22 protein-coding genes are annotated in these 25,654 nt (G+C 62.9%); 19 read left to right on the plus strand and 3 right to left on the minus strand.

Features of this window, described 5'->3' with window-relative positions; genetic code table 11:
* Positions 1 to 167: 167 nt before the first annotated feature.
* Together gcvA and A4C63_RS10820 are read left to right on the plus strand one after the other, a co-directional pair.
* Complete coding sequence (gene gcvA / locus A4C63_RS10815) at positions 168 to 1,064, plus strand: transcriptional regulator GcvA (RefSeq protein ID WP_015271044.1); 897 nt, start codon at positions 168 to 170, stop codon at positions 1,062 to 1,064.
* A 232-nt stretch (positions 1,065 to 1,296) separates the two neighbouring features.
* Positions 1,297 to 2,547 carry an aspartate aminotransferase family protein gene (locus A4C63_RS10820; protein ID WP_063912663.1) on the plus strand — a complete coding sequence of 417 codons (1,251 nt, stop codon included), beginning with the start codon at positions 1,297 to 1,299 and terminating at the stop codon, positions 2,545 to 2,547.
* A gap of 3 nt (positions 2,548 to 2,550) precedes the next feature.
* Here the strand turns inward: A4C63_RS10820 and A4C63_RS10825 are convergent, their stop codons facing one another.
* Positions 2,551 to 2,853 (minus strand): hypothetical protein, encoded by a 303-nt coding sequence (locus tag A4C63_RS10825; RefSeq protein ID WP_063912664.1) that lies wholly within the window; start codon positions 2,851 to 2,853, stop codon positions 2,551 to 2,553.
* Positions 2,854 to 3,099: 246 nt separating this feature from the next.
* On the opposite strand from A4C63_RS10825, the gene A4C63_RS10830 reads away from it, so the two are divergent.
* The gene (locus A4C63_RS10830; RefSeq protein WP_063912665.1) at positions 3,100 to 3,525 is read left to right on the plus strand and encodes a hypothetical protein; all 426 of its coding nucleotides are present in this window, start codon (positions 3,100 to 3,102) and stop codon (positions 3,523 to 3,525) included.
* A gap of 73 nt (positions 3,526 to 3,598) precedes the next feature.
* Positions 3,599 to 5,710, plus strand: coding sequence for an elongation factor G (gene fusA / locus A4C63_RS10835; RefSeq protein WP_063912666.1), 2,112 nt, complete (start codon positions 3,599 to 3,601; stop codon positions 5,708 to 5,710).
* 112 nt (positions 5,711 to 5,822) lie between these two features.
* On the opposite strand, the gene A4C63_RS10840 is transcribed toward fusA, so the two are convergent.
* A complete protein-coding gene (locus tag A4C63_RS10840; RefSeq protein WP_063912667.1) occupies positions 5,823 to 7,265 on the minus strand; it encodes a SulP family inorganic anion transporter in 1,443 nt (480 codons plus the stop codon).
* 134 nt (positions 7,266 to 7,399) lie between these two features.
* Between A4C63_RS10840 and A4C63_RS10845 the strand changes: the two genes are divergently transcribed.
* Both A4C63_RS10845 and aceA read left to right on the plus strand, forming a co-directional pair.
* On the plus strand, positions 7,400 to 8,164 hold the full coding sequence (locus A4C63_RS10845) for a secretin N-terminal domain-containing protein (RefSeq protein WP_172827511.1): 765 nt from the start codon (positions 7,400 to 7,402) through the stop codon (positions 8,162 to 8,164).
* A gap of 488 nt (positions 8,165 to 8,652) precedes the next feature.
* Entirely contained in the window at positions 8,653 to 9,978 is a 1,326-nt protein-coding gene (gene aceA, locus A4C63_RS10850) for an isocitrate lyase (protein WP_013973380.1), read from the plus strand.
* A 92-nt stretch (positions 9,979 to 10,070) separates the two neighbouring features.
* Here aceA and A4C63_RS10855 read toward each other — a convergent pair whose 3' ends face one another.
* The gene (locus A4C63_RS10855; RefSeq protein WP_023660664.1) at positions 10,071 to 10,334 is read right to left on the minus strand and encodes a DUF3077 domain-containing protein; all 264 of its coding nucleotides are present in this window, start codon (positions 10,332 to 10,334) and stop codon (positions 10,071 to 10,073) included.
* A 781-nt stretch (positions 10,335 to 11,115) separates the two neighbouring features.
* On the opposite strand from A4C63_RS10855, the gene A4C63_RS10860 reads away from it, so the two are divergent.
* From A4C63_RS10860 to nuoM, 13 genes are all read left to right on the plus strand, one after another.
* Entirely contained in the window at positions 11,116 to 11,778 is a 663-nt protein-coding gene (locus tag A4C63_RS10860) for a lysoplasmalogenase (protein ID WP_063912668.1), read from the plus strand.
* Positions 11,779 to 12,161: 383 nt separating this feature from the next.
* Complete coding sequence (locus tag A4C63_RS10865) at positions 12,162 to 12,575, plus strand: NADH-quinone oxidoreductase subunit A (RefSeq protein ID WP_003251427.1); 414 nt, start codon at positions 12,162 to 12,164, stop codon at positions 12,573 to 12,575.
* A gap of 9 nt (positions 12,576 to 12,584) precedes the next feature.
* Complete coding sequence (locus A4C63_RS10870) at positions 12,585 to 13,262, plus strand: NADH-quinone oxidoreductase subunit B family protein (RefSeq protein ID WP_003251429.1); 678 nt, start codon at positions 12,585 to 12,587, stop codon at positions 13,260 to 13,262.
* A gap of 78 nt (positions 13,263 to 13,340) precedes the next feature.
* On the plus strand, positions 13,341 to 15,122 hold the full coding sequence (nuoC, locus tag A4C63_RS10875) for an NADH-quinone oxidoreductase subunit C/D (protein WP_013973384.1): 1,782 nt from the start codon (positions 13,341 to 13,343) through the stop codon (positions 15,120 to 15,122).
* Positions 15,123 to 15,124: 2 nt separating this feature from the next.
* Entirely contained in the window at positions 15,125 to 15,622 is a 498-nt protein-coding gene (gene nuoE, locus A4C63_RS10880) for an NADH-quinone oxidoreductase subunit NuoE (RefSeq protein WP_003251433.1), read from the plus strand.
* Positions 15,619 to 16,983: an NADH-quinone oxidoreductase subunit NuoF gene (gene nuoF / locus A4C63_RS10885; protein ID WP_063912669.1), complete on the plus strand. Its 1,365-nt coding sequence runs from the start codon at positions 15,619 to 15,621 to the stop codon at positions 16,981 to 16,983. Before nuoE ends, nuoF begins: the two co-directional genes overlap by 4 nt.
* A gap of 133 nt (positions 16,984 to 17,116) precedes the next feature.
* Entirely contained in the window at positions 17,117 to 19,831 is a 2,715-nt protein-coding gene (gene nuoG / locus A4C63_RS10890; RefSeq protein WP_063912670.1) for an NADH-quinone oxidoreductase subunit NuoG, read from the plus strand.
* Positions 19,828 to 20,835 carry an NADH-quinone oxidoreductase subunit NuoH gene (gene nuoH, locus A4C63_RS10895; RefSeq protein ID WP_063912671.1) on the plus strand — a complete coding sequence of 336 codons (1,008 nt, stop codon included), beginning with the start codon at positions 19,828 to 19,830 and terminating at the stop codon, positions 20,833 to 20,835. Before nuoG ends, nuoH begins: the two co-directional genes overlap by 4 nt.
* An 11-nt stretch (positions 20,836 to 20,846) precedes the next feature.
* Positions 20,847 to 21,395: an NADH-quinone oxidoreductase subunit NuoI gene (nuoI, locus tag A4C63_RS10900; RefSeq protein ID WP_003251442.1), complete on the plus strand. Its 549-nt coding sequence runs from the start codon at positions 20,847 to 20,849 to the stop codon at positions 21,393 to 21,395.
* 10 nt (positions 21,396 to 21,405) lie between these two features.
* On the plus strand, positions 21,406 to 21,906 hold the full coding sequence (nuoJ, locus tag A4C63_RS10905) for an NADH-quinone oxidoreductase subunit J (RefSeq protein WP_063912672.1): 501 nt from the start codon (positions 21,406 to 21,408) through the stop codon (positions 21,904 to 21,906).
* Between the two features lie 3 nt (positions 21,907 to 21,909).
* Positions 21,910 to 22,218: an NADH-quinone oxidoreductase subunit NuoK gene (gene nuoK / locus A4C63_RS10910; protein ID WP_003251446.1), complete on the plus strand. Its 309-nt coding sequence runs from the start codon at positions 21,910 to 21,912 to the stop codon at positions 22,216 to 22,218.
* Positions 22,215 to 24,068, plus strand: a complete 1,854-nt coding sequence (nuoL, locus tag A4C63_RS10915; protein WP_063912673.1) for an NADH-quinone oxidoreductase subunit L — start codon at positions 22,215 to 22,217, stop codon at positions 24,066 to 24,068. Before nuoK ends, nuoL begins: the two co-directional genes overlap by 4 nt.
* A 49-nt stretch (positions 24,069 to 24,117) precedes the next feature.
* Positions 24,118 to 25,650, plus strand: a complete 1,533-nt coding sequence (gene nuoM / locus A4C63_RS10920) for an NADH-quinone oxidoreductase subunit M (RefSeq protein WP_063912674.1) — start codon at positions 24,118 to 24,120, stop codon at positions 25,648 to 25,650.
* Positions 25,651 to 25,654 lie beyond the last annotated feature (4 nt).

The following is a 25,654-nucleotide window of genomic DNA, read 5'->3' on the forward strand; positions in this document are numbered from 1 at the left end:
TTGCAGATGCCGGAAGCGGGTACTGACCTCCTCTTCGCACGACCGGTTGTAATCATTGATCCAGGTCAGTATTAATCTATAGGCCGGGGTCAACAAACGACCTTTTCGAAACACATGATTCCGTTACGGAATGAACTCCTTCCTTTTTTGCTCGGTATTTGCCCGTCATGTCCAAACGCCTGATGCCTTCGACCACCGCCCTTCAGTGCTTCGAAGCGGCCGCCCGCCACCTCAGCTTCACCCGCGCGGCCCAGGAACTGCACCTGACCCAGAGCGCCGTCAGCAAGCAGGTGGCGCAGCTCGAGGACATGCTGTCGCACTCGCTGTTCCAGCGCATTCGTCGGCGCCTGCACCTGACACCGGCCGGCGCGCTGTACCTCACCGAAGTGAACAAGATCCTCACCCAGATCGACATTTCCAGCCGCTACATCCTCAGCTACGGCGACGAGACCGAAGTGCTGCGCATCGCCACCCAGCCCACCTTCGGCGCGCGCTGGCTGGTGCCCCGACTGAAGGGTTTTGGCGACCGCTACCCGCGCATTCACCTGGATATCCGCAACGAACTGGAGCCGTTCGACCTGGTGCAGGCCAAGGCCGACATTGCGTTTTTCTTCGGCCAGGGCACCTGGCCCGGGGCAACCTGCATCGAGTTGTTCAGCGAAGAAGTGGTGCCGGTGTGCAGCCCGCAGCTGCTGGCCAACCACCGTTTCGACAGCGCCCAGGCGCTGACCGAACACCGTCTGTTGCAGTGCGTGTCACGCCCGGAGGCTTGGCACGAATGGTTCCTGGGGCTGGGGTTGCATAGCCAGAACAGCTACCACGGGCCACGCTTCGACACGTTCTACCTGTGCATCCGCGCGGCCATTGCCGGCTGCGGCATCGCCCTGATTCCGCGCTACCTGGTGGCCGAAGAACTGAGCGAGGGCAAGCTGGTGGTGGCCTGGGACCACCCGGTGGCGAGCAATGGCCGGCACTTCATCGCCCATGCCGAGCATGCGGCCGAAGTGCCCAAGGTCAGGGCCTTCGTGCAGTGGATTCGGGAGCGGGTGGCCGAGGGGGATTGATGCTGCCTGCACCGGCCTCTTCGCGGGCTTGCCCGCTCCCACAGGATCGCTGCAGGTTCGACCACTGTGCAGTACCTGTGGGAGCGGGCAAGCCCGCGAAGAGGCCGGCACAGGCAACAAAAAATGGCGAGATCACGAATCCAGGGAATGACCGCAATCGAATAATTCGTTTGCGGAATAACCCGCCAACACGCTTGGATAATAAGAAATTCGAACAAAGGTCCGCGTGCCCATGAACCAGGAAAGTATCAGCCAATCCATTGCCATCGTTCACCCGATCACACTTTCCCATGGCCGTAATGCCGAAGTCTGGGATACCGACGGCAAACGTTACATCGACTTCGTCGGCGGTATCGGCGTACTCAACCTGGGCCACTGCAACCCGGCCGTGGTCGAGGCGATCCAGGCCCAGGCCACTCGCCTGACCCACTACGCCTTCAACGCAGCCCCCCACGGGCCATACCTGGCGCTGATGGAGCAACTGAGCCAATTCGTGCCGGTGAGCTACCCCTTGGCCGGCATGCTCACCAACAGCGGCGCGGAAGCCGCGGAAAACGCCCTGAAAGTGGCCCGCGCTGCCACCGGCAAACGCGCCATCATCGCCTTCGACGGCGGCTTCCACGGTCGCACCCTGGCCACCCTGAACCTCAACGGCAAGGTCGCCCCGTACAAGCAGCGGGTCGGTGAACTGCCGGGGCCGGTGTACCACCTGCCCTACCCCAGCGCCGACACCGGGGTTACCTGCGAACAGGCCCTCAAGGCCATGGACCGCCTGTTCAGCGTCGAGCTGGCAGTGGAGGACGTGGCGGCGTTCATCTTCGAGCCGGTGCAGGGCGAAGGCGGCTTCCTCGCCCTTGACCCAGGCTTCGCCCAGGCCTTGCGCCGCTTCTGCGACGAGCGCGGCATCCTGATCATCATCGACGAAATCCAGTCCGGCTTCGGTCGCACCGGCCAGCGCTTCGCCTTCCCGCGCTTAGGGCTTGAGCCCGACCTGCTGCTGTTGGCCAAGAGTATTGCTGGCGGCATGCCGCTGGGTGCGGTGGTCGGGCGCAAGGAACTGATGGCAGCGCTGCCCAAAGGCGGCCTGGGTGGCACCTATTCGGGCAACCCGATCGCCTGCGCGGCGGCCCTGGCCAGCCTGGCGCAGATGACCGACGAAAACGTCGCTACCTGGGGTGAGCGCCAGGAGCAGGCAATCGTGCGCCGCGTCGAGCGTTGGAAGGCTTCGGGGCTGAGCCCGTTCATCGGCCGCCTGACCGGCGTCGGCGCCATGCGCGGAATCGAGTTCGTCAATGCCGACGGCAGCCCTGCACCGGCGCAACTGGCCAAGGTGATGGATGCGGCACGAACCAAGGGCCTGTTGCTGATGCCCAGCGGCAAGGCACGGCACATCATCCGCCTGCTGGCACCGCTGACCATCGAGGCCGAAGTGCTCGAAGAAGGTCTGGATATCCTCGAGCAGTGCCTGGCCGAGCTGAACTGATACTTACAAGCCCAGTTCTGCGGGAGTGAGCATGTCGGACTCGAAGGCAATCCAGCCGCCTTCGAGTTCAGCGTGGCCGTTGACGATCGGGCCGTAGTAGGTCAGGCCGTTTTCCAGGGTCACGCAGATGTGCGTGGCGTTCTTTTCAGGGGCCGCGAGCGTACCGACGAAATGCACCTTTTTCAGGGTTTCGGTCACCGCCTCCAGGCCAACGCGCATGTTGGGGTTTTCCGAGGCCTCGGTGTCGCCGCCACGGTCTTCGGCGCTGACGGTGATGGTGGCGATGTACGGGTACTTGGTGCTCAAGCGGGGTTACCTCTGTGGGTGTGTAGGCATATGGGCGCGTAGAGTACGGCAGGTGATCTCTATTGTCTCTACCGGCCTCTTCGCGGGCACGCCCGCTCCCACAGGGATCGCATGTTGCTCAGGTTGTACACAGCACCTGTGGGAGCGGGCAAGCCCGCGAAGAGGCCGGGCCTGCAAAAGGTGATCTGAAAGTCCCGATCTGTTAGGGTGCCCGCCGATGCAAGCCACACCACACGAGGATCCCGAGTGAGCGCCGAAGAACCCCTGATCGCCGACCTGTTCGAAGTCGACAAACGCCTGTCCCTCAAGCCCGTGGTGGACTTCAACAGCTACCTGCGCAACGCCTTCGGCGAAGGCCCGTGCCGTTGCCACCGCTGCACCGAAGGTGGCGACCAAGGCACCTACAGCCACGCCCACACCTTCACCTTCGACGGCCGCCAATGGCACCGCCGCTTCGCCAGCACCTCCGGCAGCGACGTCGCCCAGGCCCTGAAAAAAGCCTGGCTGTCGTACACCAAGGCCGATCTCAACCTGGTGGGTGCACTGGACCTGACCACCCTCAAGACCTTCACCGAAGCCGCCCTGCACACGCGCCTGCTGGCCCTGCTGCCCGCCAGCGGCCTGGCCCGCGAAGTGGACGGCCAGTGGATGCTGCAAGCCCAGGCCGACTGACGGCCCGGCGGCAGGGCAGGATTCTCCCGGTCTGCTACCGTGGGAGAATCCGCTCATCCACAGGTAGTCCGCCATGGCCCGTACAACGCCCATCGAGCTGTACCGCAATATCGGCATCGTCGCCCACGTGGACGCCGGCAAGACCACGACCACCGAGCGGATCCTGTTCTACACCGGGGTCAACCACAAGATGGGCGAAGTGCACGATGGTGCCGCGACCATGGACTGGATGGCCCAGGAGCAGGAACGCGGCATCACCATCACCTCGGCGGCGACCACCGCTTTCTGGCAGGGCTCGACCAAGCAGTTCGCCCACAAGTATCGCTTCAACATCATCGACACCCCCGGCCACGTCGACTTCACCATCGAGGTGGAGCGCTCGCTGCGCGTGCTCGATGGCGCGGTGGTGGTGTTCAGTGGCGCGGACGGGGTCGAACCACAGTCCGAGACCGTTTGGCGCCAGGCCAACAAGTACCATGTGCCACGCCTGGCCTACATCAACAAGATGGACCGCCAGGGCGCCGATTTCCTGCGCGTGGTCAGGCAGATTGACCAACGCCTGGGCCACCACCCGGTACCCATCCAGCTGGCCATCGGCAGCGAAGAAAACTTCGTCGGCCAGATCGACCTGGTGAAGATGAAGGCCATCTACTGGAACGACGCGGATCAGGGCACCAGCTACCGCGAAGAAGACATCCCCGCCGAGCTGCAGGCGCTGGCCGACGAATGGCGCGCGCACATGGTCGAGGCAGCAGCCGAGGCCGATGACGAACTGCTCACCAAGTTTCTCGAAGGCGAAGCGTTAAGCACCGAAGAGATCAAGGCCGGCCTGCGCAAACGCACCCTGAACAACGAGATCGTGCCGACCATCCTCGGCTCGTCGTTCAAGAACAAGGGCGTGCCGCTGATGCTCGACGCGGTCATCGACTACCTGCCCGCGCCTTCGGAAATCCCGGCCATCAAGGGCACCGACCCGGATGACGAAGAGAAGCACCTGGAGCGCCACGCCGACGACAGCGAGCCGTTCTCGGCCCTGGCGTTCAAGATCGCCACCGACCCGTTCGTCGGCACCCTGACCTTCGCCCGGGTCTATTCCGGCGTGCTCAGCTCCGGCAACGCGGTGCTCAACTCGGTCAAGGGCAAGAAGGAACGTATCGGCCGCATGGTGCAGATGCACGCCAACCAGCGCGCCGAAATCAAGGACGTGTGTGCCGGCGACATCGCCGCGCTGATCGGCATGAAGGACGTGACCACCGGCGACACCCTGTGCGACATGGACAAGCCGATCATCCTCGAACGCATGGACTTCCCCGACCCGGTCATTTCCGTGGCAGTGGAGCCAAAGACCAAGGCCGACCAGGAAAAGATGGGCATCGCCCTGGGCAAGCTGGCCCAGGAAGACCCGTCATTCCGTGTGCGCACCGACGAAGAGACTGGCCAGACCATCATCTCGGGCATGGGCGAGTTGCACCTGGACATCATCGTCGACCGCATGCGCCGCGAGTTCAACGTCGAGGCCAACATCGGCAAGCCACAGGTGGCCTACCGCGAGAAAATCCGCAACACCTGCGAAATCGAGGGCCGCTTCGTCCGCCAGTCCGGCGGCCGAGGCCAGTACGGCCACTGCTGGATCCGCTTCGCCCCCGGCGACGAGGGCAAGGAAGGCCTGGAGTTCATCAACGAAATCGTCGGCGGCGTGGTACCGCGCGAGTACATCCCGGCGATCCAGAAGGGCATCGAGGAGCAGATGAAGAACGGCGTGCTCGCCGGCTACCCACTGATCAACCTGAAGGCGGCGGTGTACGACGGCTCGTACCACGATGTCGACTCCAATGAAATGGCCTACAAGATCGCCGCCTCGATGGCCACCAAGCAGCTATCGCAGAAAGGTGGAGCGGTGTTGCTGGAGCCGGTGATGAAGGTGGAAGTGGTGACCCCGGAGGAGTACCAGGGTGACATCCTCGGTGACCTGAGCCGGCGCCGCGGGATGATCCAGGATGGCGACGAAACGCCGGCCGGCAAGGTGATCCGTGCCGAGGTGCCGCTGGGCGAGATGTTCGGCTACGCCACCTCGATGCGCTCGATGACCCAGGGCCGGGCCAGCTTCTCGATGGAGTTCACCCGCTATGCCGAGGCGCCGGCGAGTATTGCCGACGCCATCGTCAAGAAGAACCGCGGGGAATAGTTCATTCGCCTGTACCGGCCTCTTCGCGGCTAAAGCCGCTCCCACAGGGAATGCATAACCCCTGTGGGAGCGGCTTTAGCCGCGAAGAAGCCGGTACAGGCAACAACCACTCTCAGTGCTGCTCACCAGCCCGCTTCAGCAATTTCTTGCAGCGCTCCGACAGATGCACCACCCGCAACTGCTTGCCCGCCCTGGCATACCGCTCCCGCAAGGTCTTCAACGCGGCAATCGCCGAATAATCGACAAAGCTCAAATGCTGGCAATCCAGGGTCACCTTGGCCGGGTCGTTAGCCGGGTCGAACTGATTCAGGAACGGCGTGGTCGAGGCAAAGAACAGCGTGCCATGCACCTGATAACGCTTGCCCCCTTCCCCGTCCTCATGGCTGTCGGCATACAGCTCGCGCGCATGCTGCCAGGCAAAGTTCACCGCCGCGATGACGACACCGAACAACACCGCCACTGCCAAGTCGGTAAGCACCGTTACCACGGTCACGGCAATGATCGCCAGCACATCGCTCAGCGGCACCTTGTGCAGCACACGCAACGACGCCCAGGCAAAGGTCTGCTGCGCCACCACGAACATCACCCCGACCAGTGCCGCGAGCGGAATACGCTCGATCAGCGGCGAAAGGAACAACACGAACAGCAGGACCATCACTCCGGCCACCACGCCCGACAGCCGGCCACGGCCATTGGAACTGAGGTTGATCACCGTCTGGCCGATCATCGCGCAACCACCCATGCCACCGCACAGGCCGGAAACCATATTGGCCGCGCCCAGTGCTACGGACTCGCGGTCCGGGTAGCCACGGCTTTCGGTGATTTCATCGGTCAGGTTGAGCGTAAGCAGGGTTTCCAGCAGGCCGACCATGGCCATCAGCACCGCGTAAGGGACGATGATCTTCAGGGTTTCAAGATTCCACGGAACGTCCGGCAGCGCCAGGTGTGGCAGGCCACCGGCGATGTTCGCCATATCGCCCAGGGTGCGAGTGGGCAGGCCCAGCAGGTACACCAGCACACCAACGCTGAGGATCGCCACCAACGCCGGCGGCACCGCACGGGTCAGTTTCGGCAACACATAAACCACCAGCATGGTCAGCGCCACCAGGCCAACCATCAGGTACAGCGGCGCACCGCTGAGCCAGTGCTCACCCTGCTTGAAATGCTCCAGCTGGGCCAGGGCGATAACGATTGCCAGGCCGTTGACGAAGCCGAGCATTACCGGGTACGGCACCAACCGCACCAGCTTGCCCAGGCGCAGCAAGCCGAACAGGATCATCACCATGCCGCCCAGCAGCACCGTCGCCAGCAGGTACTGCACACCGTGCTGCACCACCAGCGCGACGATCACCACCGCCATCGAGCCGGCAGCGCCGGAAATCATCCCCGGCCGGCCACCGAACAGCGCCGTCAGGGTGCAGATGATGAAGGCGCCATACAGACCCATCAGCGGGTTCAGGTGAGCCACCAACGCAAAGGCGATGCACTCGGGCACCAGGGCGAACGAGGTGGTCAGGCCGGCGAGCAGGTCGGCGCGGAGTCGGGCGGGTTTCATGAGCATCCTGTGAGGCGGTCCGGGCGGACGGTACAAAAACAAGGGGCGCGATGTTACGGAATTTGTCTGACAGCGGCCACCGCTCAAGGGGTTCTATAACGTGAAACCAGCAGAAGCCAGGCAAATTTGCCATCATGAACATTCCACCTGCGGAGATCATGGACATGCCGCTACGCCCCCTTCTCGCCTCCCTGCTGCTGGTCGCCAGCCTTACCGCCCAGGCCGCCACCGAGGTCGTACCGCTACAACACCGCAGCAGCGCCGAACTGCTGCCCGCCGCCCAGGCGTTCATCGGCAAGGACGGCACGGTCAGCGCCTTCGAGAACAAGCTGATCGTCAACGCCAGCGCCGAGCGCATCGAAGACCTGCGCACCTTGCTGCAACAGCTGGACACCGCACCCAAGCGCCTGCTGATCAGCGTCGACAACAACGACAGCAACTTCCAGGACAACCGTGGCAACGCACGTGTCATCCACTACGGCACCAGCAACCGTGACGGCGGCATGCAGCAGATCCAGGCCAGCGAAGGCCAGCCGGCGCTGATCCAGGTTGGCCAGAGCATCCCGATCACCAGCACCAGCACCGACGGCTACGGGCGCATCCAGAGCAACACCGAATACCGCAACGTGACCCAGGGTTTCTACGTCACTCCAAGCCTGAGTGGCGATACGGTTCGTCTGCAAATAAGCACTAATAATGACCGCATCAGCCATGAACGTGCAGATGTAGTGAATGTGCAAAGTACCGACACGACGGTCACCGGCAAGCTCGGCGAATGGATCACACTGGCCGGGCACAATCAGCAGAGCCAAGCCGATCGCAGCACATCAAGCCTCAGTTACAGCACCCAGCGCGGTGAAAACATGACTTTACGTGTCAAAGTCGACCTTCTCGACTGATCCCAGGCAATTCAAGGCCTCGACCAAAGGCCTTGAAACTGACTGCCAAGTCGCATTAGACCAAAGATGTAGTAAGTGAAAAAACCACTACAAAACATTTGACAGGGTCTTTTTCCCAAGGGCATGATGGCCTCGCTCCCGCTAATCAGGGGCCCTGGCAAGGGCCTTCGAGGCGTGCTCCTCCCACCCCTGGAGGCGTCTCGTGTCTATACGGCCCACAAGGCGGTTCGACGGGATTGCGACTGCAACGAAGAAGTTGTCCCGAGGGACGGAAGCGCATCACCGCAGTACTGGCAATCGCGTAGCACCGCAGCAAGGCAACCACGAGCCGACCTGCCGGAGCACCCTTTCGCCTGGCCTGCCAACCCTTCCCCTTCGAGCCTTCGCGTTCGCCGCCGCACTCCTGCGAACAGGACAGCCGCCAGCTCCTGATCTGCTCCGAGCATCAGCACAATTACCCCAAGATCGATGCGACGAGGTTTATTTCCATGGCACTGACACGCGAACAGCAAATTGCAGCCCTCGAGAAAGACTGGGCCGAGAACCCGCGCTGGAAAGGCGTGACCCGTACCTACACCGCCGCTGATGTCGTTCGCCTGCGTGGCTCCCTGCAGCCGGAGCACACTCTGGCGCGCCTGGGTGCAGAAAAACTGTGGAAGCTGGTCACCGAAGGTGCCCACCCGTCCTTCCGCCCAGAAAAAGATTTCGTCAACTGCATGGGCGCCCTGACCGGCGGCCAGGCAGTGCAGCAGGTCAAGGCCGGCATCCAGGCCATCTACCTGTCCGGCTGGCAGGTTGCCGCCGACAACAACTCGGCCGAGTCCATGTACCCTGACCAGTCGCTGTACCCGGTCGACTCGGTACCGACCGTGGTCAAGCGCATCAACAACGCCTTCCGCCGCGCCGACCAGATCCAGTGGAAAGCCGGCAAGAACCCGGGCGACGACGGCTACATCGACTACTTCGCGCCAATCGTGGCCGACGCCGAAGCCGGTTTCGGCGGCGTACTGAACGCCTACGAGCTGATGAAGAACATGATCGAAGCAGGCGCCGCCGGCGTGCACTTCGAAGACCAGCTGGCCTCGGTCAAGAAATGCGGCCACATGGGTGGCAAGGTACTGGTACCGACCCAGGAAGCTGTACAGAAGCTGGTGGCCGCACGCCTGGCCGCTGACGTTTCGGGCGTTCCGACCATCATCCTGGCCCGCACCGACGCCAACGCCGCCGACCTGCTGACCAGCGACTGCGACCCGTACGACCAGCCGTTCGTGATCGGCGAGCGTACCCGTGAAGGCTTCTACAAGGTACGCGCCGGCCTCGACCAGGCCATCGCCCGCGGCCTGGCCTATGCGCCATACGCCGACCTGATCTGGTGCGAAACCGCCAAGCCGGACCTGGACGAAGCCCGCCGCTTCGCCGAAGCGATCAAGAAGGAGTACCCGGACCAGATCCTGTCGTACAACTGCTCGCCGTCCTTCAACTGGAAGAAGAACCTGGACGACGCCACCATCGCCAAGTTCCAGCGCGAGCTGTCGGCCATGGGCTACAAGCACCAGTTCATCACCCTGGCCGGCATCCACAACATGTGGCACGGCATGTTCAACCTGGCGCACGACTACGCCCGCAACGACATGACCGCCTATGTGAAGCTGCAGGAGCAGGAATTCGCTGACGCCAACAAAGGCTACACCTTCGTGGCGCACCAGCAGGAAGTGGGCACTGGCTACTTCGACGACATGACCACTGTTATTCAGGGTGGGGCTTCGTCGGTGACTGCACTGACTGGTTCGACTGAGGAAGAGCAGTTCCACTGATAGCGGATTGCTGCTGAAGAAAGGCCCGAGGCTTGCGAAAGCCCCGGGCCTTTTTGCATGGGTTCAAATAGCAGCCTGTGACTGGAACAACCTCAATGCTTCATGCCCAGCTCTGCGTCATCCATCAGCGCCTTGGCCATGGCGCTGAGGTAATGGGCAGCCCAGATCATCATCGGTTTCTCATCCATCAGGCCGGTGATGGTCAGTTCGCGCACATAGCCCATCAGCTCCGAGGACTGCTCGCGGGCATCCCGACAAGGAATGCCGGGCTCGATGCGGAACAGTGGGTGGGTGCCGTTTTCACCTTGGTAGAAGGTGGTTTTGCCGACGGTGAACTGGGTGTCTTCTGTTGTCATTGTTCATTCCCCTGAAAATTCTCTACTGCCTGGGCCGGCCCTTTCGCGGGTAAACCCGCTCCCACAGGTGCTGTGCAAGTCTTGGCGCTTGTGATGAACCTGTGGGAGCGGGTTTACCCGCGAAGAGGCACACCCAGACAACACATCAATCAAGCCTTAGTGCAAAGTCCGAGGCCTGTGTGCATCTGCGCCTGAACCAATGCCGAAGGCCTGATGCACCACGGTGGCCTGGATCAGGGTGTCTTCGAGGGAATGGGGGTTGTGGGGTGGATCGGGGACAACTTTTAGCATGACTCGCTCCTTTCTTTCCTGTTTGGCTGCCATCCGCCCGCTGTCAAACGGTTAGGTGGCAGCTATGCGCGGGTTGACAGACCGGTGGAAAGAAAGACCGGCGCACGCGAACGTGCCCACACGCACAGCTGCCATTGAGGCAAAGCGAGTGCACCTTCTTTCAATTCCGGCCTGTCAAAGCCGTGTCGTTGATGTGCAACGACTCGCCGAGACTAGAGCGCTGCCACAGCAGCCGCAACGGAAAAAAGGCGGCAAGAGTATGTTTGGGAAATGGCCTACATGGAAGGGGACAAATCTGTTTTATGCCGCACTTCGGCAGCACCCGCACCGACCTATTCGCGGGTAAACCCGCTCCCACAGGGCCTGTGTAAGTCTTGATGACTGTGGTGATCCTGTGGGAGCGGGTTTACCCGCGAAAGGGCCGGTACAGAAGGAAGCAAAACCCTGGATCAGGTCTATGCTTGAGGCAGCACAGCCGCAAGGACTGCCCATGCTTCGTCCAAGCCACCTGATGATTCTCGCCCTGGCCGCCGCTGCCCTCTATATATATGCACTGACCAGCGACCACACCCTGCTCGCCCTGTTGGCCAAGCCGATCCCGGTGCTGGCCCTGATCGCCTGGCTGCGCAGCGCTCCTGCCACACCTTATCGCCGCTGGATCACCCTCGGCCTGGCATTCTCGGTACTCGGCGACATTCTGCTGGCCATCCCCGCCGACCTGTTCGTGTTCGGCCTGGCCGCATTCCTTTGTGCCCACCTGGCCTACCTGCGCGCCTATTGCAGCAAGACACTGCGCCCAGCCCGGCCCGCACTGCTGCTGAGCGCCACCACAGGCATCACTTTGCTCGGCATACTGGCCAGCCACGACCTCGGCCCACTACTGATCCCGGTCGCGCTCTATGCCCTGGCCATCAGTGCCATGCTCTGGCGCGCCCTGGCCTGTGGCGGGCTCGCCGCGCTCGGTGCCTGCCTGTTCGTGCTCTCCGACAGCCTGATCGGCATCGACCGCTTCGTCAGCCCGTTCGCCGCCGCGCCGTACCTGATCATCCTCACCTACTGGCTCGGCCAGTGGGCGATCACTTCATCTGCCAGTCATCGCTCAATCGATAAAGTATTGACCCAGAGCGGGGCGAGCGGTGTCGGGAGGTGCTAGAACAGGCGTTTTTCGCATTTGCAAGTAGAGGGAATCGCCAGATGAACTTTACAAGGCGCAGAACGGGGGAAATATCAGGCATCAGGACAAATGATATCAATTATCATTACGAAACTTGCAATTCGTTACCCGTCGCAAGAAACATAATTAACAAAAACGCACGCAATGCCCGAAACTCAAGGCTTTCAGCCAGTTACACGCAGGTTTTGTACTTAATCCTACGAATAAATTTGCGACAGAAATTTTACTTGCACCGGGTTTACCCATAAAATCAGCGCGATTGATTCAGCTGCGACATTTGGTCACTGCACGTGCGACACCAAGTCGCCGCTCTACACTTATTTCAGACTGCAGAGCTGGGTCTCTGTATAAGGATCTCTAGCATGTCCGATTCGGCAGGACTCATCGCCCACAACTGGGGCTTTGCCATCTTCCTCCTGGGTGTCGTCGGCCTGTGCGCCTTCATGCTCGGCCTGTCCAGCCTGCTCGGTAGCAAGGCTTGGGGCCGCGCCAAGAACGAACCCTTCGAATCCGGCATGCTGCCCGTCGGCAGCGCCCGCCTGCGCCTGTCCGCCAAATTCTATCTGGTCGCGATGCTGTTCGTGATCTTCGATATCGAAGCCCTCTTTCTCTTTGCATGGTCTGTGTCCGTCCGCGAAAGCGGCTGGACCGGATTCGTCGAAGCACTCGTTTTCATAGCAATTCTGTTGGCTGGTCTTGTCTACCTATGGCGCGTCGGGGCACTTGATTGGGCTCCCGAAGGTCGCCGCAAGCGGCAAGCGAAGCTGAAACAATGAGGCTTTGGCATGCAATACAATCTCACCAGAATCGATCCGGATGCGCCCAACGAGCAGTACCCGGTCGGTGAACGGGAAACCGTCACCGATCAACTGCTAGAGGACCAGGTCCACAAGAACATCTTCATGGGCAAGCTTGAAGATGTGCTGCGTGGCGCGGTCAACTGGGGTCGCAAGAACTCCCTCTGGCCGTACAACTTCGGCCTGTCCTGCTGCTACGTGGAAATGACCACGGCCTTCACGGCACCCCACGACATCGCCCGCTTCGGCGCCGAAGTCATCCGGGCCTCGCCGCGTCAGGCCGACTTCATGGTCATCGCCGGTACCTGCTTCGTCAAAATGGCGCCGATCATTCAGCGCCTGTACGAGCAGATGCTCGAACCGAAATGGGTCATTTCCATGGGTTCGTGCGCCAACTCCGGCGGCATGTACGACATCTACTCGGTCGTTCAGGGGGTCGACAAGTTCCTCCCCGTGGACGTCTATGTGCCTGGCTGCCCGCCACGCCCTGAGGCTTTCCTGCAAGGCTTGATGCTGCTGCAGGAGTCGATCGGCCAAGAACGACGCCCGCTTTCCTGGGTTGTTGGTGATCAAGGTATTTACCGTGCCGAGATGCCAGCCCAGAAAGACCTGCGTCGTGAGCAGCGCATTGCAGTAACCAACCTGCGCAGCCCCGACGAAGTCTGATCCAGCGACCTGCCGCCCGCTCCCCTGGAGCCGGCGGCCTGGCTTCATTCTTAACGTTGACCCAAAGCGACCGAGACCATGACAGCGGACAACGCTATTTTCATTCCGCCCTACAAGGCTGACGACCAGGATGTGGTCGTCGAACTGCACAACCGTTTTGGCGCCGAAGCATTCGTCGCCCAGGAAACCCGCACCGGCATGCCCGTGCTGTGGGTCAAGCGCGAGCAACTCAAGGAAGTGCTCAGCTTCCTGCGCGGCGTGGCCAAACCGTACAGCATGCTGTACGACCTGCACGGCGTCGACGAACGCCTGCGCACCCAGCGCCGCGGCCTGCCCGCCGCCGACTTCAGCGTGTTCTACCACCTGCTGTCGATCGAGCGTAACAGCGATGTGATGATCAAGGTGTCGCTCAGCGAAGGCGACCTGAACCTGCCGACCGTGACCGGTATCTGGCCGAACGCCAACTGGTACGAGCGCGAAGTCTGGGACATGTTCGGCATCGACTTTGCCGGCCACCCGCACCTCAGCCGCATCATGATGCCGCCCACCTGGGAAGGCCACCCGCTGCGCAAGGACTACCCGGCCCGCGCCACCGAGTTCGACCCCTACAGCCTGACCCTGGCCAAGCAGCAGCTTGAAGAGGAATCGGCACGCTTCAACCCGGAAGCCTGGGGCATGAAGCGTCAGGGCGCCAACGAGGACTACATGTTCCTCAACCTCGGCCCCAACCACCCTTCCGCGCACGGTGCCTTCCGTATCGTCCTGCAGCTGGACGGTGAAGAAATCGTCGACTGCGTACCGGACATTGGCTACCACCACCGTGGCGCCGAGAAGATGGCCGAGCGCCAGTCCTGGCACAGCTTCATCCCCTACACCGACCGTATCGACTACCTCGGCGGGGTAATGAACAACCTGCCGTACGTGCTCGCGGTCGAGAAGCTGGCCGGCATCAAGGTGCCACAGAAGGTCGACACCATCCGCGTGATGCTGGCCGAGTTCTTCCGTATCACCAGCCACCTGCTGTTCCTGGGTACCTACATCCAGGACGTCGGCGCCATGACCCCGGTGTTCTTCACCTTCACCGACCGCCAGCGCGCCTACACCGTGATCGAAGCGATCACCGGTTTCCGCCTGCACCCGGCCTGGTACCGCATCGGTGGCGTCGCCCACGACCTGCCGCGCGGCTGGGACAAGCTGGTCAAGGACTTCGTCGAATGGCTGCCCAAGCGCCTCGACGAGTACGAAAAGGCTGCCCTGCAGAACAGCATCCTCAAGGGCCGTACCATCGGCGTTGCCGCGTACAACACCAAGGAAGCCCTGGCCTGGGGCACCACCGGTGCCGGCCTGCGTGCTACCGGTTGCGACTTCGACCTGCGTAAAGCCCGCCCCTACTCCGGCTACGAGAACTTCGAGTTCGAAGTACCGCTGGCCCACAACGGCGATGCCTACGATCGCTGCATGGTCCGTGTCGAGGAGATGCGCCAGAGTATCCGCATCATCGACCAGTGCCTGCGCAACATGCCGGAAGGCCCGTACAAGGCGGATCACCCGCTGACCACGCCGCCGCCGAAAGAGCGCACCCTGCAGCACATCGAGACCCTGATCACGCACTTCCTGCAAGTCTCGTGGGGCCCGGTCATGCCGGCCAACGAGTCGTTCCAGATGATCGAGGCGACCAAGGGCATCAACAGTTACTACCTGACGAGCGATGGCGGCACCATGAGCTACCGCACCCGGATCCGTACCCCGAGCTACCCGCACCTGCAGCAGATCCCTTCGGTGATCAAAGGCAGCATGGTCGCCGACCTCATTGCGTACCTGGGCAGTATCGACTTCGTTATGGCTGACGTGGACCGCTAAGCATGAACAGCACGCTTATCCAGACAGACCGTTTCGCCCTGAGCGAAACCGAGCGCTCGGCCATCGAGCACGAAATGCATCACTACGAGGACCCGCGCGCGGCGTCCATCGAAGCCCTGAAGATCGTCCAGAAGGAACGTGGCTGGGTGCCGGACGGCGCCATCCACGCCATCGGTGAAGTGCTGGGCATCCCGGCCAGCGACGTCGAAGGTGTCGCCACTTTCTACAGCCAGATCTTCCGTCAGCCGGTCGGCCGCCACATCATCCGTGTGTGCGACAGCATGGTCTGCTACATCGGCGGCCATGAATCGGTGGTCAGCCAGATCCAGAGCGAGCTGGGCATCGGCCTCGGCCAGACCACCGCGGACGGCCGTTTCACCCTGCTGCCGGTGTGCTGCCTGGGCAACTGCGACAAGGCCCCGGCGCTGATGATCGACGACGACACCTTCGGTGACGTGCAGCCGGCTGGCGTTTCCAAACTGCTGGAGGGTTACGTATGACCATTACTTCCTTCGGCCCGGCCAACCGCATCGCGCGCACGGCCGAAACCCACCCGCTGACCTGGCGCCTGCGTGACGACGGCGAGCCGGTATGGCTTGCCGAGTACGAATCGAAGAACGGCTACGCTGCCGCGCGCAAGGCACTGGCGCAGATGTCGGCCGACGACATCGTGCAAAGCGTCAAGGACTCCGGCCTCAAGGGCCGCGGTGGCGCAGGCTTCCCCACTGGCGTGAAGTGGGGCCTGATGCCCAAAGACGAATCCATGAACATCCGCTACCTGCTGTGCAACGCGGACGAAATGGAGCCGAACACCTGGAAGGACCGCATGCTGATGGAGCAACAGCCCCATCTGCTGGTCGAGGGCATGCTGATCAGCGCCCGCGCCCTGAAGGCCTACCGTGGCTACATCTTCCTGCGTGGCGAATACACCACCGCAGCGAAGAACCTCAACCGCGCCATCGATGAAGCCAAGGCCGCCGGCCTGCTGGGCAAGAACATCCTCGGCAGCGGTTTCGATTTCGAGCTGTTCGTGCACACCGGTGCCGGCCGCTACATCTGCGGTGAAGAAACCGCACTGATCAACTCGCTGGAAGGCCGCCGCGCCAACCCGCGCTCCAAGCCGCCCTTCCCTGCTGCCGTTGGTGTGTGGGGCAAGCCGACTTGCGTGAACAACGTCGAAACCCTGTGCAACGTCCCGGCCATCGTCGCCAACGGCAACGACTGGTACAAGTCGCTGGCCCGCGAAGGCAGCGAAGACCACGGCACCAAGCTGATGGGCTTCTCCGGCAAGGTGAAGAACCCTGGCCTGTGGGAACTGCCATTCGGCGTCACCGCCCGTGAACTGTTCGAAGACTACGCCGGCGGCATGCGCGACGGCTTCAAGCTCAAGTGCTGGCAGCCAGGCGGCGCCGGTACCGGTTTCCTGCTGCCCGAGCACCTCGACGCGCAGATGTACGCCGGTGGCATCGCCAAGGTCGGCACCCGTATGGGTACTGGTCTGGCCATGGCGGTGGACGACAGCATCAACATGGTTTCGCTGCTGCGCAACATGGAAGAGTTCTTCGCCCGCGAGTCGTGCGGCTGGTGCACTCCATGCCGTGACGGCTTGCCGTGGAGCGTGAAGATGCTGCGCGCACTGGAGAAAGGCCAGGGTCGCGCCGAAGACATCGAGACGCTGCTGGGCCTGGTCAACTTCCTCGGCCCTGGCCGTACCTTCTGTGCTCACGCACCGGGTGCCGTCGAGCCGCTGGGCAGTGCCATCAAATACTTCCGGTCCGAGTTCGAGGCCGGTGTAGCTCCAGCTGCGGCTGGCGATGCCTTGCGCCCCAACCTGGCCAAGCCGATCGTGGTCGGCGCATAACAAGATGATTAAGGCGGGTGGTCCGTGCCACTCGCCAGCTTGCCGGCAGGCCCGAGAAATCGTGGCGTGCCGCAAGCTCACCGATTTCCATTAGCCACGCCCGCTCACGCGGGCCAACGAAGAACTTTGAACAATGGCCACTATCCACGTAGACGGCAAAGCGCTCGAAGTCAACGGTGCAGACAACCTGTTACAGGCCTGTCTGTCGCTCGGCCTCGACATCCCTTATTTCTGCTGGCACCCGGCGCTTGGTAGCGTTGGCGCCTGCCGGCAGTGCGCGGTCAAGCAGTACACCGACGAGAACGACACCCGTGGTCGTATCGTCATGTCCTGCATGACCCCTGCCTCCGACGGCACCTGGATCTCCATCGACGATGAAGAGTCCAAGGCGTTCCGCGCCAGCGTCGTCGAATGGCTGATGACCAACCACCCGCACGACTGCCCGGTGTGCGAGGAAGGCGGTCACTGCCACTTGCAGGACATGACGGTAATGACCGGCCACAACGAGCGCCGCTACCGTTTCACCAAGCGTACCCACCAGAACCAGGACCTCGGCCCGTTCATCGCCCATGAGATGAACCGCTGCATCGCCTGCTACCGCTGTGTGCGCTACTACAAGGACTATGCCGGTGGTACCGACCTGGGCGTGTATGGCGCCCACGACAACGTGTACTTCGGCCGCGTCGAAGACGGCGTGCTGGAAAGCGAATTCTCCGGCAACCTGACCGAGGTCTGCCCAACCGGCGTGTTCACCGACAAAACCCACTCCGAGCGCTACAACCGCAAGTGGGACATGCAGTTCGCCCCGAGCATCTGCCACGGCTGCTCCAGCGGTTGCAACATCAGCCCGGGCGAGCGCTACGGCGAACTGCGCCGGGTGGAAAACCGCTTCAACGGCTCGGTCAACCAGTACTTCCTGTGCGACCGCGGCCGCTTCGGCTATGGCTACGTCAACCGCAAGGATCGCCCGCGCCAGCCACACCTGGCCGACGGCACCAAGCTGGGCCTGGACGCCGCCCTGGACAAGGCCGCCGACCTGCTGCGCGGCCGCACCATCGTTGGTATCGGTTCGCCACGCGCCAGCCTGGAAAGCAACTACGGCCTGCGTGAGCTGGTCGGTGCCGAGTACTTCTACTCGGGCATGGAAGCCGGCGAACTGGCCCGCGTACGCCTGGCCCTGAACGTGCTGAACAACAGCCCGCTGCCGGTTCCGACCCTGCGCGACATCGAAGACCACGACGCCGTCTTCGTGCTCGGTGAAGACCTGACCCAGACCGCTGCCCGCGTCGCCCTGGCCGTGCGCCAGGCCACCAAGGGCAAGGCCGAGGCCATGGCCGAAGCGATGAAAGTGCAGCCGTGGCTCGACGCCGCCGTGAAGAACATCGGCCAGCACGCGCTGTACCCGCTGTTCATCGCTTCGCTGGCTGAAACCAAGCTGGACGACGTCGCCGAAGAATGCGTGCACGCCGCCCCGGCCGACCTGGCCCGCATCGGTTTCGCCGTGGCCCACGCCATCGACCCGAGCGCCCCAGCCGTCGAAGGCCTGGACGCCGAAGCGAAAGCCCTGGCCCAGCGCATCGCCGACGCCCTGGTCGCCGCCAAGCGCCCACTGATTGTAGCCGGTACCTCGCTGGCCGACCCGGCGCTGATCGAAGCCGCCGCAAACATCGCCAAGGCGCTGAAGCTGCGCGAGAAGAACGGCTCGCTGAGCCTGGTGGTGCCTGAAGCCAACAGCCTCGGCCTGGCCATGCTCGGTGGCGAGTCGGTCGACGCAGCACTGGACGCAGTCATCAGCGGCAAGGCCGATGCTATCGTCGTTCTGGAAAACGACCTGTACACCCGCGTACCGGCTGCCAAGGTCGACGCTGCCCTGGCTGCGGCCAAGGTAGTGATCGTTGCCGACCACTCCAAAACCCCGACTGTCGACCGCGCCCACCTGGTGCTGCCGGCTGCTTCGTTCGCCGAAGGCGACGGCACCCTGGTCAGCCAGGAAGGCCGTGCCCAGCGTTTCTTCCAGGTATTCGACCCGCAGTACCTGGACAGCAGCATCCAGATCCACGAAGGCTGGCGCTGGATGCACGCCCTGCGTGCCACCCTGCTGAACAAGCCGGTCGACTGGACCCAGCTGGACCACGTCACCAGCGCCTGCGCCGAAGCCGCCCCGCAACTGGCCGGCATCGTCAACGCTGCGCCAAGCGCCGCGTTCCGCATCAAGGGCATGAAACTGGCCCGTGAGCCGCTGCGCTACTCCGGCCGTACCGCCATGCGCGCCAACATCAGCGTGCACGAGCCGCGCACCCCGCAAGACAAGGACACCGCGTTCGCCTTCTCCATGGAAGGCTACTCGGGTTCGGCCGAACCGCGCCAGCAAGTGCCGTTCGCCTGGTCGCCGGGCTGGAACTCGCCGCAAGCCTGGAACAAGTTCCAGGACGAGGTCGGTGGCCACCTGCGTGCCGGTGACCCGGGCGTACGTCTGATCGAATCGCAAGGCGACCGCCTGCACTGGTTCAACGCCATTCCGGGCGCCTTCAACCCGGCCCGTGGCACCTGGACTGCCGTGCCGTTCTTCCACCTGTTCGGCAGCGAAGAAAGCTCCTCGCGCGCCGCCCCGGTGCAAGAGCGCATCCCGGCAGCCTATGTGGCCCTGGCCAAGTCCGAAGCCGACCGACTGGGTGTCAACGACGGTGCCCTGCTGAGCCTGAACGTGGCCGGTGTGGCCCTGCGCCTGCCGCTGCGTATCAATGAAGAGCTGGGCGCTGGCCTGGTCGCGCTGCCGAAAGGCCTGGCTGGCATTCCGCCTGCCATCTTCGGTGCATCCGTCGAAGGTCTGCAGGAGGCAGCACAATGAGCTGGTTCACCCCCGAAGTGATCGATGTGATCCTCACCGTGCTGCGGGCCATCGTGGTCCTGCTGGCGGTAGTGGTCTGCGGCGCGCTGCTCAGCTTCGTCGAGCGTCGCCTGCTGGGCTGGTGGCAGGACCGTTACGGTCCGAACCGCGTCGGCCCGTACGGCATGTTCCAGATCGCTGCCGACATGCTGAAGATGTTCTTCAAGGAAGACTGGAACCCACCCTTCGTCGACCGTGTGATCTTCACCCTGGCACCGGTAGTGGCCATGAGCGCCCTGCTGATCGCCTTCGTGGTCATCCCGATCACCCCGACCTGGGGCGTTGCCGACCTGAACATCGGCCTGCTGTTCTTCTTCGCCATGGCCGGCCTGTCGGTCTACGCGGTGCTGTTCGCCGGCTGGTCGTCGAACAACAAGTACGCCCTGCTGGGCAGCTTGCGTGCCTCGGCACAGACCGTGTCGTACGAAGTGTTCCTGGGCCTGGCGCTGATGGGCGTGGTGGTACAGGTGGGCTCGTTCAACATGCGCGACATCGTTGAATACCAGGCGCAGAACCTGTGGTTCATCATTCCGCAGTTCTTCGGCTTCTGCACCTTCTTCATCGCTGGCGTCGCCGTGACTCACCGTCACCCGTTCGACCAGCCAGAGGCGGAACAGGAACTGGCCGACGGCTACCACATCGAGTATGCCGGCATGAAATGGGGCATGTTCTTCGTCGGTGAGTACATCGGCATCATCCTCATCTCGGCGCTGCTGGTAACCCTGTTCTTCGGCGGCTGGCACGGCCCGTTCGGCATCCTGCCGCAACTGTCGTTCCTGTGGTTCGCACTGAAGACCGCGTTCTTCATCATGCTGTTCATCCTGCTGCGCGCCTCGATCCCGCGCCCACGCTATGACCAGGTGATGGACTTCAGCTGGAAGTTCTGCCTGCCGCTGACCCTGATCAATTTGCTGGTGACCGCTGCGATCGTGCTCTACAACACGCCAGCCGTCGCGGCCCAGTGAGGATTTGACCCATGTTCAAGTATATCGGCGACATCGTTAAGGGCACCGGCACCCAGCTGCGCAGCCTGGCAATGGTGTTCTCCCACGGGTTCCGCAAGCGCGACACCCTGCAGTACCCCGAAGAGCCCGTGTACCTGCCGCCGCGCTACCGCGGCCGCATCGTCCTCACCCGTGACCCCGATGGCGAGGAGCGCTGCGTAGCGTGCAACCTCTGCGCGGTGGCCTGCCCGGTCGGCTGCATCTCGCTGCAGAAGGCCGAGACCGAGGACGGCCGCTGGTACCCGGAGTTCTTCCGCATCAACTTCTCGCGCTGCATCTTCTGCGGCCTGTGTGAAGAAGCGTGCCCGACCACCGCGATCCAGCTGACTCCGGATTTCGAAATGGCCGAGTTCAAGCGTCAGGACCTGGTTTACGAGAAAGAAGATCTGCTGATCTCCGGCCCCGGAAAGAACCCTGACTACAACTTCTACCGTGTTGCGGGTATGGCGATCGCTGGCAAGCCGAAGGGCTCTGCACAGAACGAAGCCGAGCCGATCAACGTGAAGAGCTTGCTCCCATAAGGACAGAAAGATGGAATTCGCTTTCTACTTCGCATCCGGGATCGCCGTGGTCTCCACCCTTCGGGTGGTGACCGGCACCAACCCCGTGCACGCCTTGCTTTACCTGATCATTTCGCTGATTTCCGTGGCCATGATCTTCTTCGCCCTGGGTGCGCCGTTCGCCGGCGCCCTGGAAGTGATCGCCTACGCCGGCGCCATCATGGTGCTGTTCGTGTTCGTGGTGATGATGCTCAACCTCGGGCCGGCTTCGGTCGCCCAGGAACGGGGCTGGCTCAAGCCCGGTATCTGGGCCGGGCCTGTGATCCTCGCCGCCCTGCTGCTGCTGGAGCTGCTGTACGTGCTGTTCGTCGCCCCGAGCGGCGCCGCCATCAGCGGTACCACCGTGGGCCCGAAAGCAGTCGGCATCAGCCTGTTCGGCCCTTACCTGCTGGTGGTCGAACTGGCTTCGATGCTGCTGCTGGCCGCGGCCGTCACCGCCTTCCACCTGGGCCGCAACGAGGCGAAGGAGTAAATCATGGGTGCTATCCCTCTCGAGCATGGTCTGGCGGTCGCCGGCATCCTGTTCTGCTTAGGTCTGGTTGGCCTGATGGTCCGCCGCAACATCCTCTTCGTGCTCATGAGCCTGGAAGTCATGATGAACGCCTCTGCCCTGGCGTTCGTCGTCGCCGGTGCCCGTTGGGTCCAGCCCGACGGCCAGGTGATGTTCATTCTGGTGATCAGCCTGGCAGCCGCCGAGGCCAGTATTGGCTTGGCCATCCTGCTGCAGCTGTATCGCCGCTTCCACACTCTCGACATCGATGCTGCCAGTGAGATGCGCGGATGAACCTTCTCTTCCTGACTTTCGTCTTCCCCCTCGTCGGCTTCCTGCTGCTGTCGTTCTCGCGCGGGCGGTTCTCGGAGAACCTGTCGGCCCTGATCGGCGTTGGCTCGGTAGGCCTTTCGGCCGCCGTCGCCGCCTACGTCATCTGGCAATTCAACGTCGCCCCGCCTGAAGGCGGCGCGTACAGCCAGCTGCTGTGGCAGTGGATGTCGGTGGACGGCTTCGCGCCGAACTTCACCCTGTACCTGGACGGCCTGTCGGTCACCATGCTCGGCGTGGTCACCGGTGTCGGCTTCCTGATCCACCTGTTCGCCTCCTGGTACATGCGTGGCGAAGCGGGATACTCGCGCTTCTTCGCGTACACCAACCTGTTCATCGCCAGCATGCTGTTCCTGGTGCTGGGCGACAACCTGCTGTTCATCTACTTCGGCTGGGAAGGCGTGGGCCTGTGCTCGTACCTGTTGATCGGTTTCTACTACAGCAACCGCAACAACGGTAACGCGGCACTCAAGGCGTTCATCGTCACCCGTATCGGCGACGTGTTCATGGCCATCGGCCTGTTCATCCTGTTCGTCCAGCTGGGTACCCTGAACGTGCAGGAACTGCTGGTGCTGGCACCGCAGAAGTTCCAGGCTGGCGACACCTGGATGGTGCTGGCAACGCTGATGCTGCTGGGTGGTGCGGTCGGTAAATCGGCCCAGCTGCCACTGCAGACCTGGCTGGCCGACGCGATGGCCGGCCCGACTCCGGTCTCTGCGCTGATCCACGCGGCAACCATGGTGACCGCGGGCGTGTACCTGATCGCCCGTACCAACGGCCTGTTCCTGCTGGCGCCGGACATCCTGCACCTGGTAGGCGTGGTCGGTGGCGTGACCCTGGTACTGGCCGGCTTCGCCGCGCTGGTGCAGACCGACATCAAGCGTATCCTCGCCTACTCGACCATGAGCCAGATCGGCTACATGTTCCTGGCCCTGGGCGTTGGCGCCTGGGACGCGGCGATCTTCCACCTGATGACCCACGCCTTCTTCAAGGCCCTGCTGTTCCTTGCCTCCGGTGCGGTGATCGTTGCCTGCCACCACGAGCAGGACATCTTCAAGATGGGTGGCCTGTGGAAGAAACTGCCGTTGGCCTACGCCAGCTTCGTGGTTGGTGGTGCTGCCCTGGCTGCCCTGCCGATCGTGACCGTGGGCTTCTACTCCAAGGACGAGATCCTCTGGGAAGCCTTCGCCAGCGGCAACACCGGCCTGCTGTACGCCGGCCTGGTCGGTGCATTCATGACCTCGCTGTACACCTTCCGCCTGATCTTCATCGCCTTCCACGGCGAAGCCAAGACCGAAGCCCACGCTGGCCACGGCATCAGCCACTGGCTGCCGCTGGGCGTGCTGATCGTGCTGTCGACCTTCGTCGGCGCCTGGATCACCCCGCCGCTGGCCGGTGTACTGCCTGAAAGCGCCGGCCACGCCGGTGGCGAAGCCAAGCACGCGCTGGAGCTCACTTCGGGCGCCATCGCCATCGCCGGTATCCTGCTGTCGGCCCTGCTGTTCCTGGGCAAGCGCCGTTTCGTCAGCGCCGTCGCCAACAGCGGTATCGGTCGTGTCCTGTCGGCCTGGTGGTTCGCCGCCTGGGGCTTCGACTGGATCTACGACAAGCTGTTCGTCAAACCTTACCTGCTGATCAGCCACATCCTGCGCAAGGATCCGGTTGACCGCAGCATCGGCCTGATCCCTCGCCTGGCTCGCGGCGGCCACGTCGCCATGAGCAAGACCGAGACTGGCCAGCTGCGCTGGTACACCGCTTCGATCGCCGTTGGCGCAGTGCTGGTACTCGGCGCTGTGGTAGTGGCCGCGGTATGACCATGAACTTTGCGAACCTTGCGACCCTGCAAAAGGAAACGAACCCGTCATGATTTTGCCTTGGCTGATCCTGATCCCCTTCATCGGCGGCTTCCTGTGCTGGCTGGGTGAGCGCTTCGGCGCCACCCTGCCGCGCTGGATCGCGCTGCTGACCATGTCCCTGCTGCTCGGCATCGGCCTGTGGCTGTGGGGTAACGGCGACTACACCCTGGCCCCCGCTCCGGGCGGCGAGCCTGCCTGGGCCCTGGAATACAAAGTCCAGTGGATCCAGCGTTTCGGCATCAGCATCCACCTGGCCCTCGACGGCCTGTCGCTGCTGATGATCCTGCTCACCGGCCTGCTCGGTGTGCTGTCGGTACTGTGCTCCTGGAAAGAGATCCAGCGTCACGTCGGCTTCTTCCACCTCAACCTGATGTGGATCCTCGGCGGCGTGGTCGGTGTGTTCCTGGCCCTGGACCTGTTCCTGTTCTTCTTCTTCTGGGAAATGATGCTGGTGCCGATGTATTTCCTCATCGCGCTCTGGGGTCACAGTTCCTCGGACGGCAAGAAGACCCGGATCTACGCCGCTACCAAGTTCTTCATCTTCACCCAGGCCAGCGGCCTGATCATGCTGGTGGCGATCCTCGGCCTGGTGCTGGTCAACTACACCAACACCGGCGTGATCACCTTCAACTACAGCGACCTGCTCAAGGCCGAACTGCCAGCTGGTACCGAGTACCTGCTGATGCTGGGCTTCTTCATCGCCTTCGCGGTGAAGCTGCCGGTAGTGCCGTTCCACTCCTGGCTGCCTGACGCCCACGCCCAGGCACCGACCGCAGGTTCCGTGGACCTGGCCGGTATCTTGCTGAAGACTGCGGCCTACGGCCTGCTGCGCTTCGCCCTTCCGCTGTTCCCGAACGCCTCGGCCGAGTTCGCGCCAATCGCCATGACCCTGGGCCTGATCGGTATCTTCTACGGTGCCTTCCTGGCCTTTGCGCAAACCGACATCAAGCGCCTGGTCGCCTTCTCCAGCGTCTCGCACATGGGCTTCGTGCTGATCGGTATCTACTCCGGTAGCCAGCAAGCCCTGCAAGGCGCGGTAATCCAGATGCTGGCACACGGCCTGTCGGCTGCCGCGCTGTTCATCCTGGCCGGCCAGCTGTACGAGCGCCTGCACACCCGTGACATGCGCCAGATGGGTGGCCTGTGGCACCGCATCGCCTACCTGCCGGCCATCAGCCTGTTCTTCGCCGCCGCCTCCCTGGGCCTGCCCGGTACCGGCAACTTCGTCGGCGAGTTCCTGATCCTGATCGGCAGCTTCGCCAGCGTGCCGTGGATCACCGTGATCGCCACCACTGGCCTGGTGTTCGGCTCGGTGTACTCGCTGATCATGATCCACCGCGCCTACTTCGGCCCGGCCAAGACCGACTCCGTGCTGGCCGGCATGGACGGTCGCGAGCTGATCATGGTCCTGGGTCTGGCGGTACTGCTGATCCTGCTGGGCGTGTATCCGCAGCCGTTCCTCGACACCTCTGCCGCCACCATGAGTGGTGTGCAGCAGTGGCTCGGTTCCGCTTTCACTCAACTCGCTTCGGCCCGGTAAGAGC

Source organism: Pseudomonas sp. p21, from assembly GCF_001642705.1.
GTDB lineage: Bacteria > Pseudomonadota > Gammaproteobacteria > Pseudomonadales > Pseudomonadaceae > Aquipseudomonas.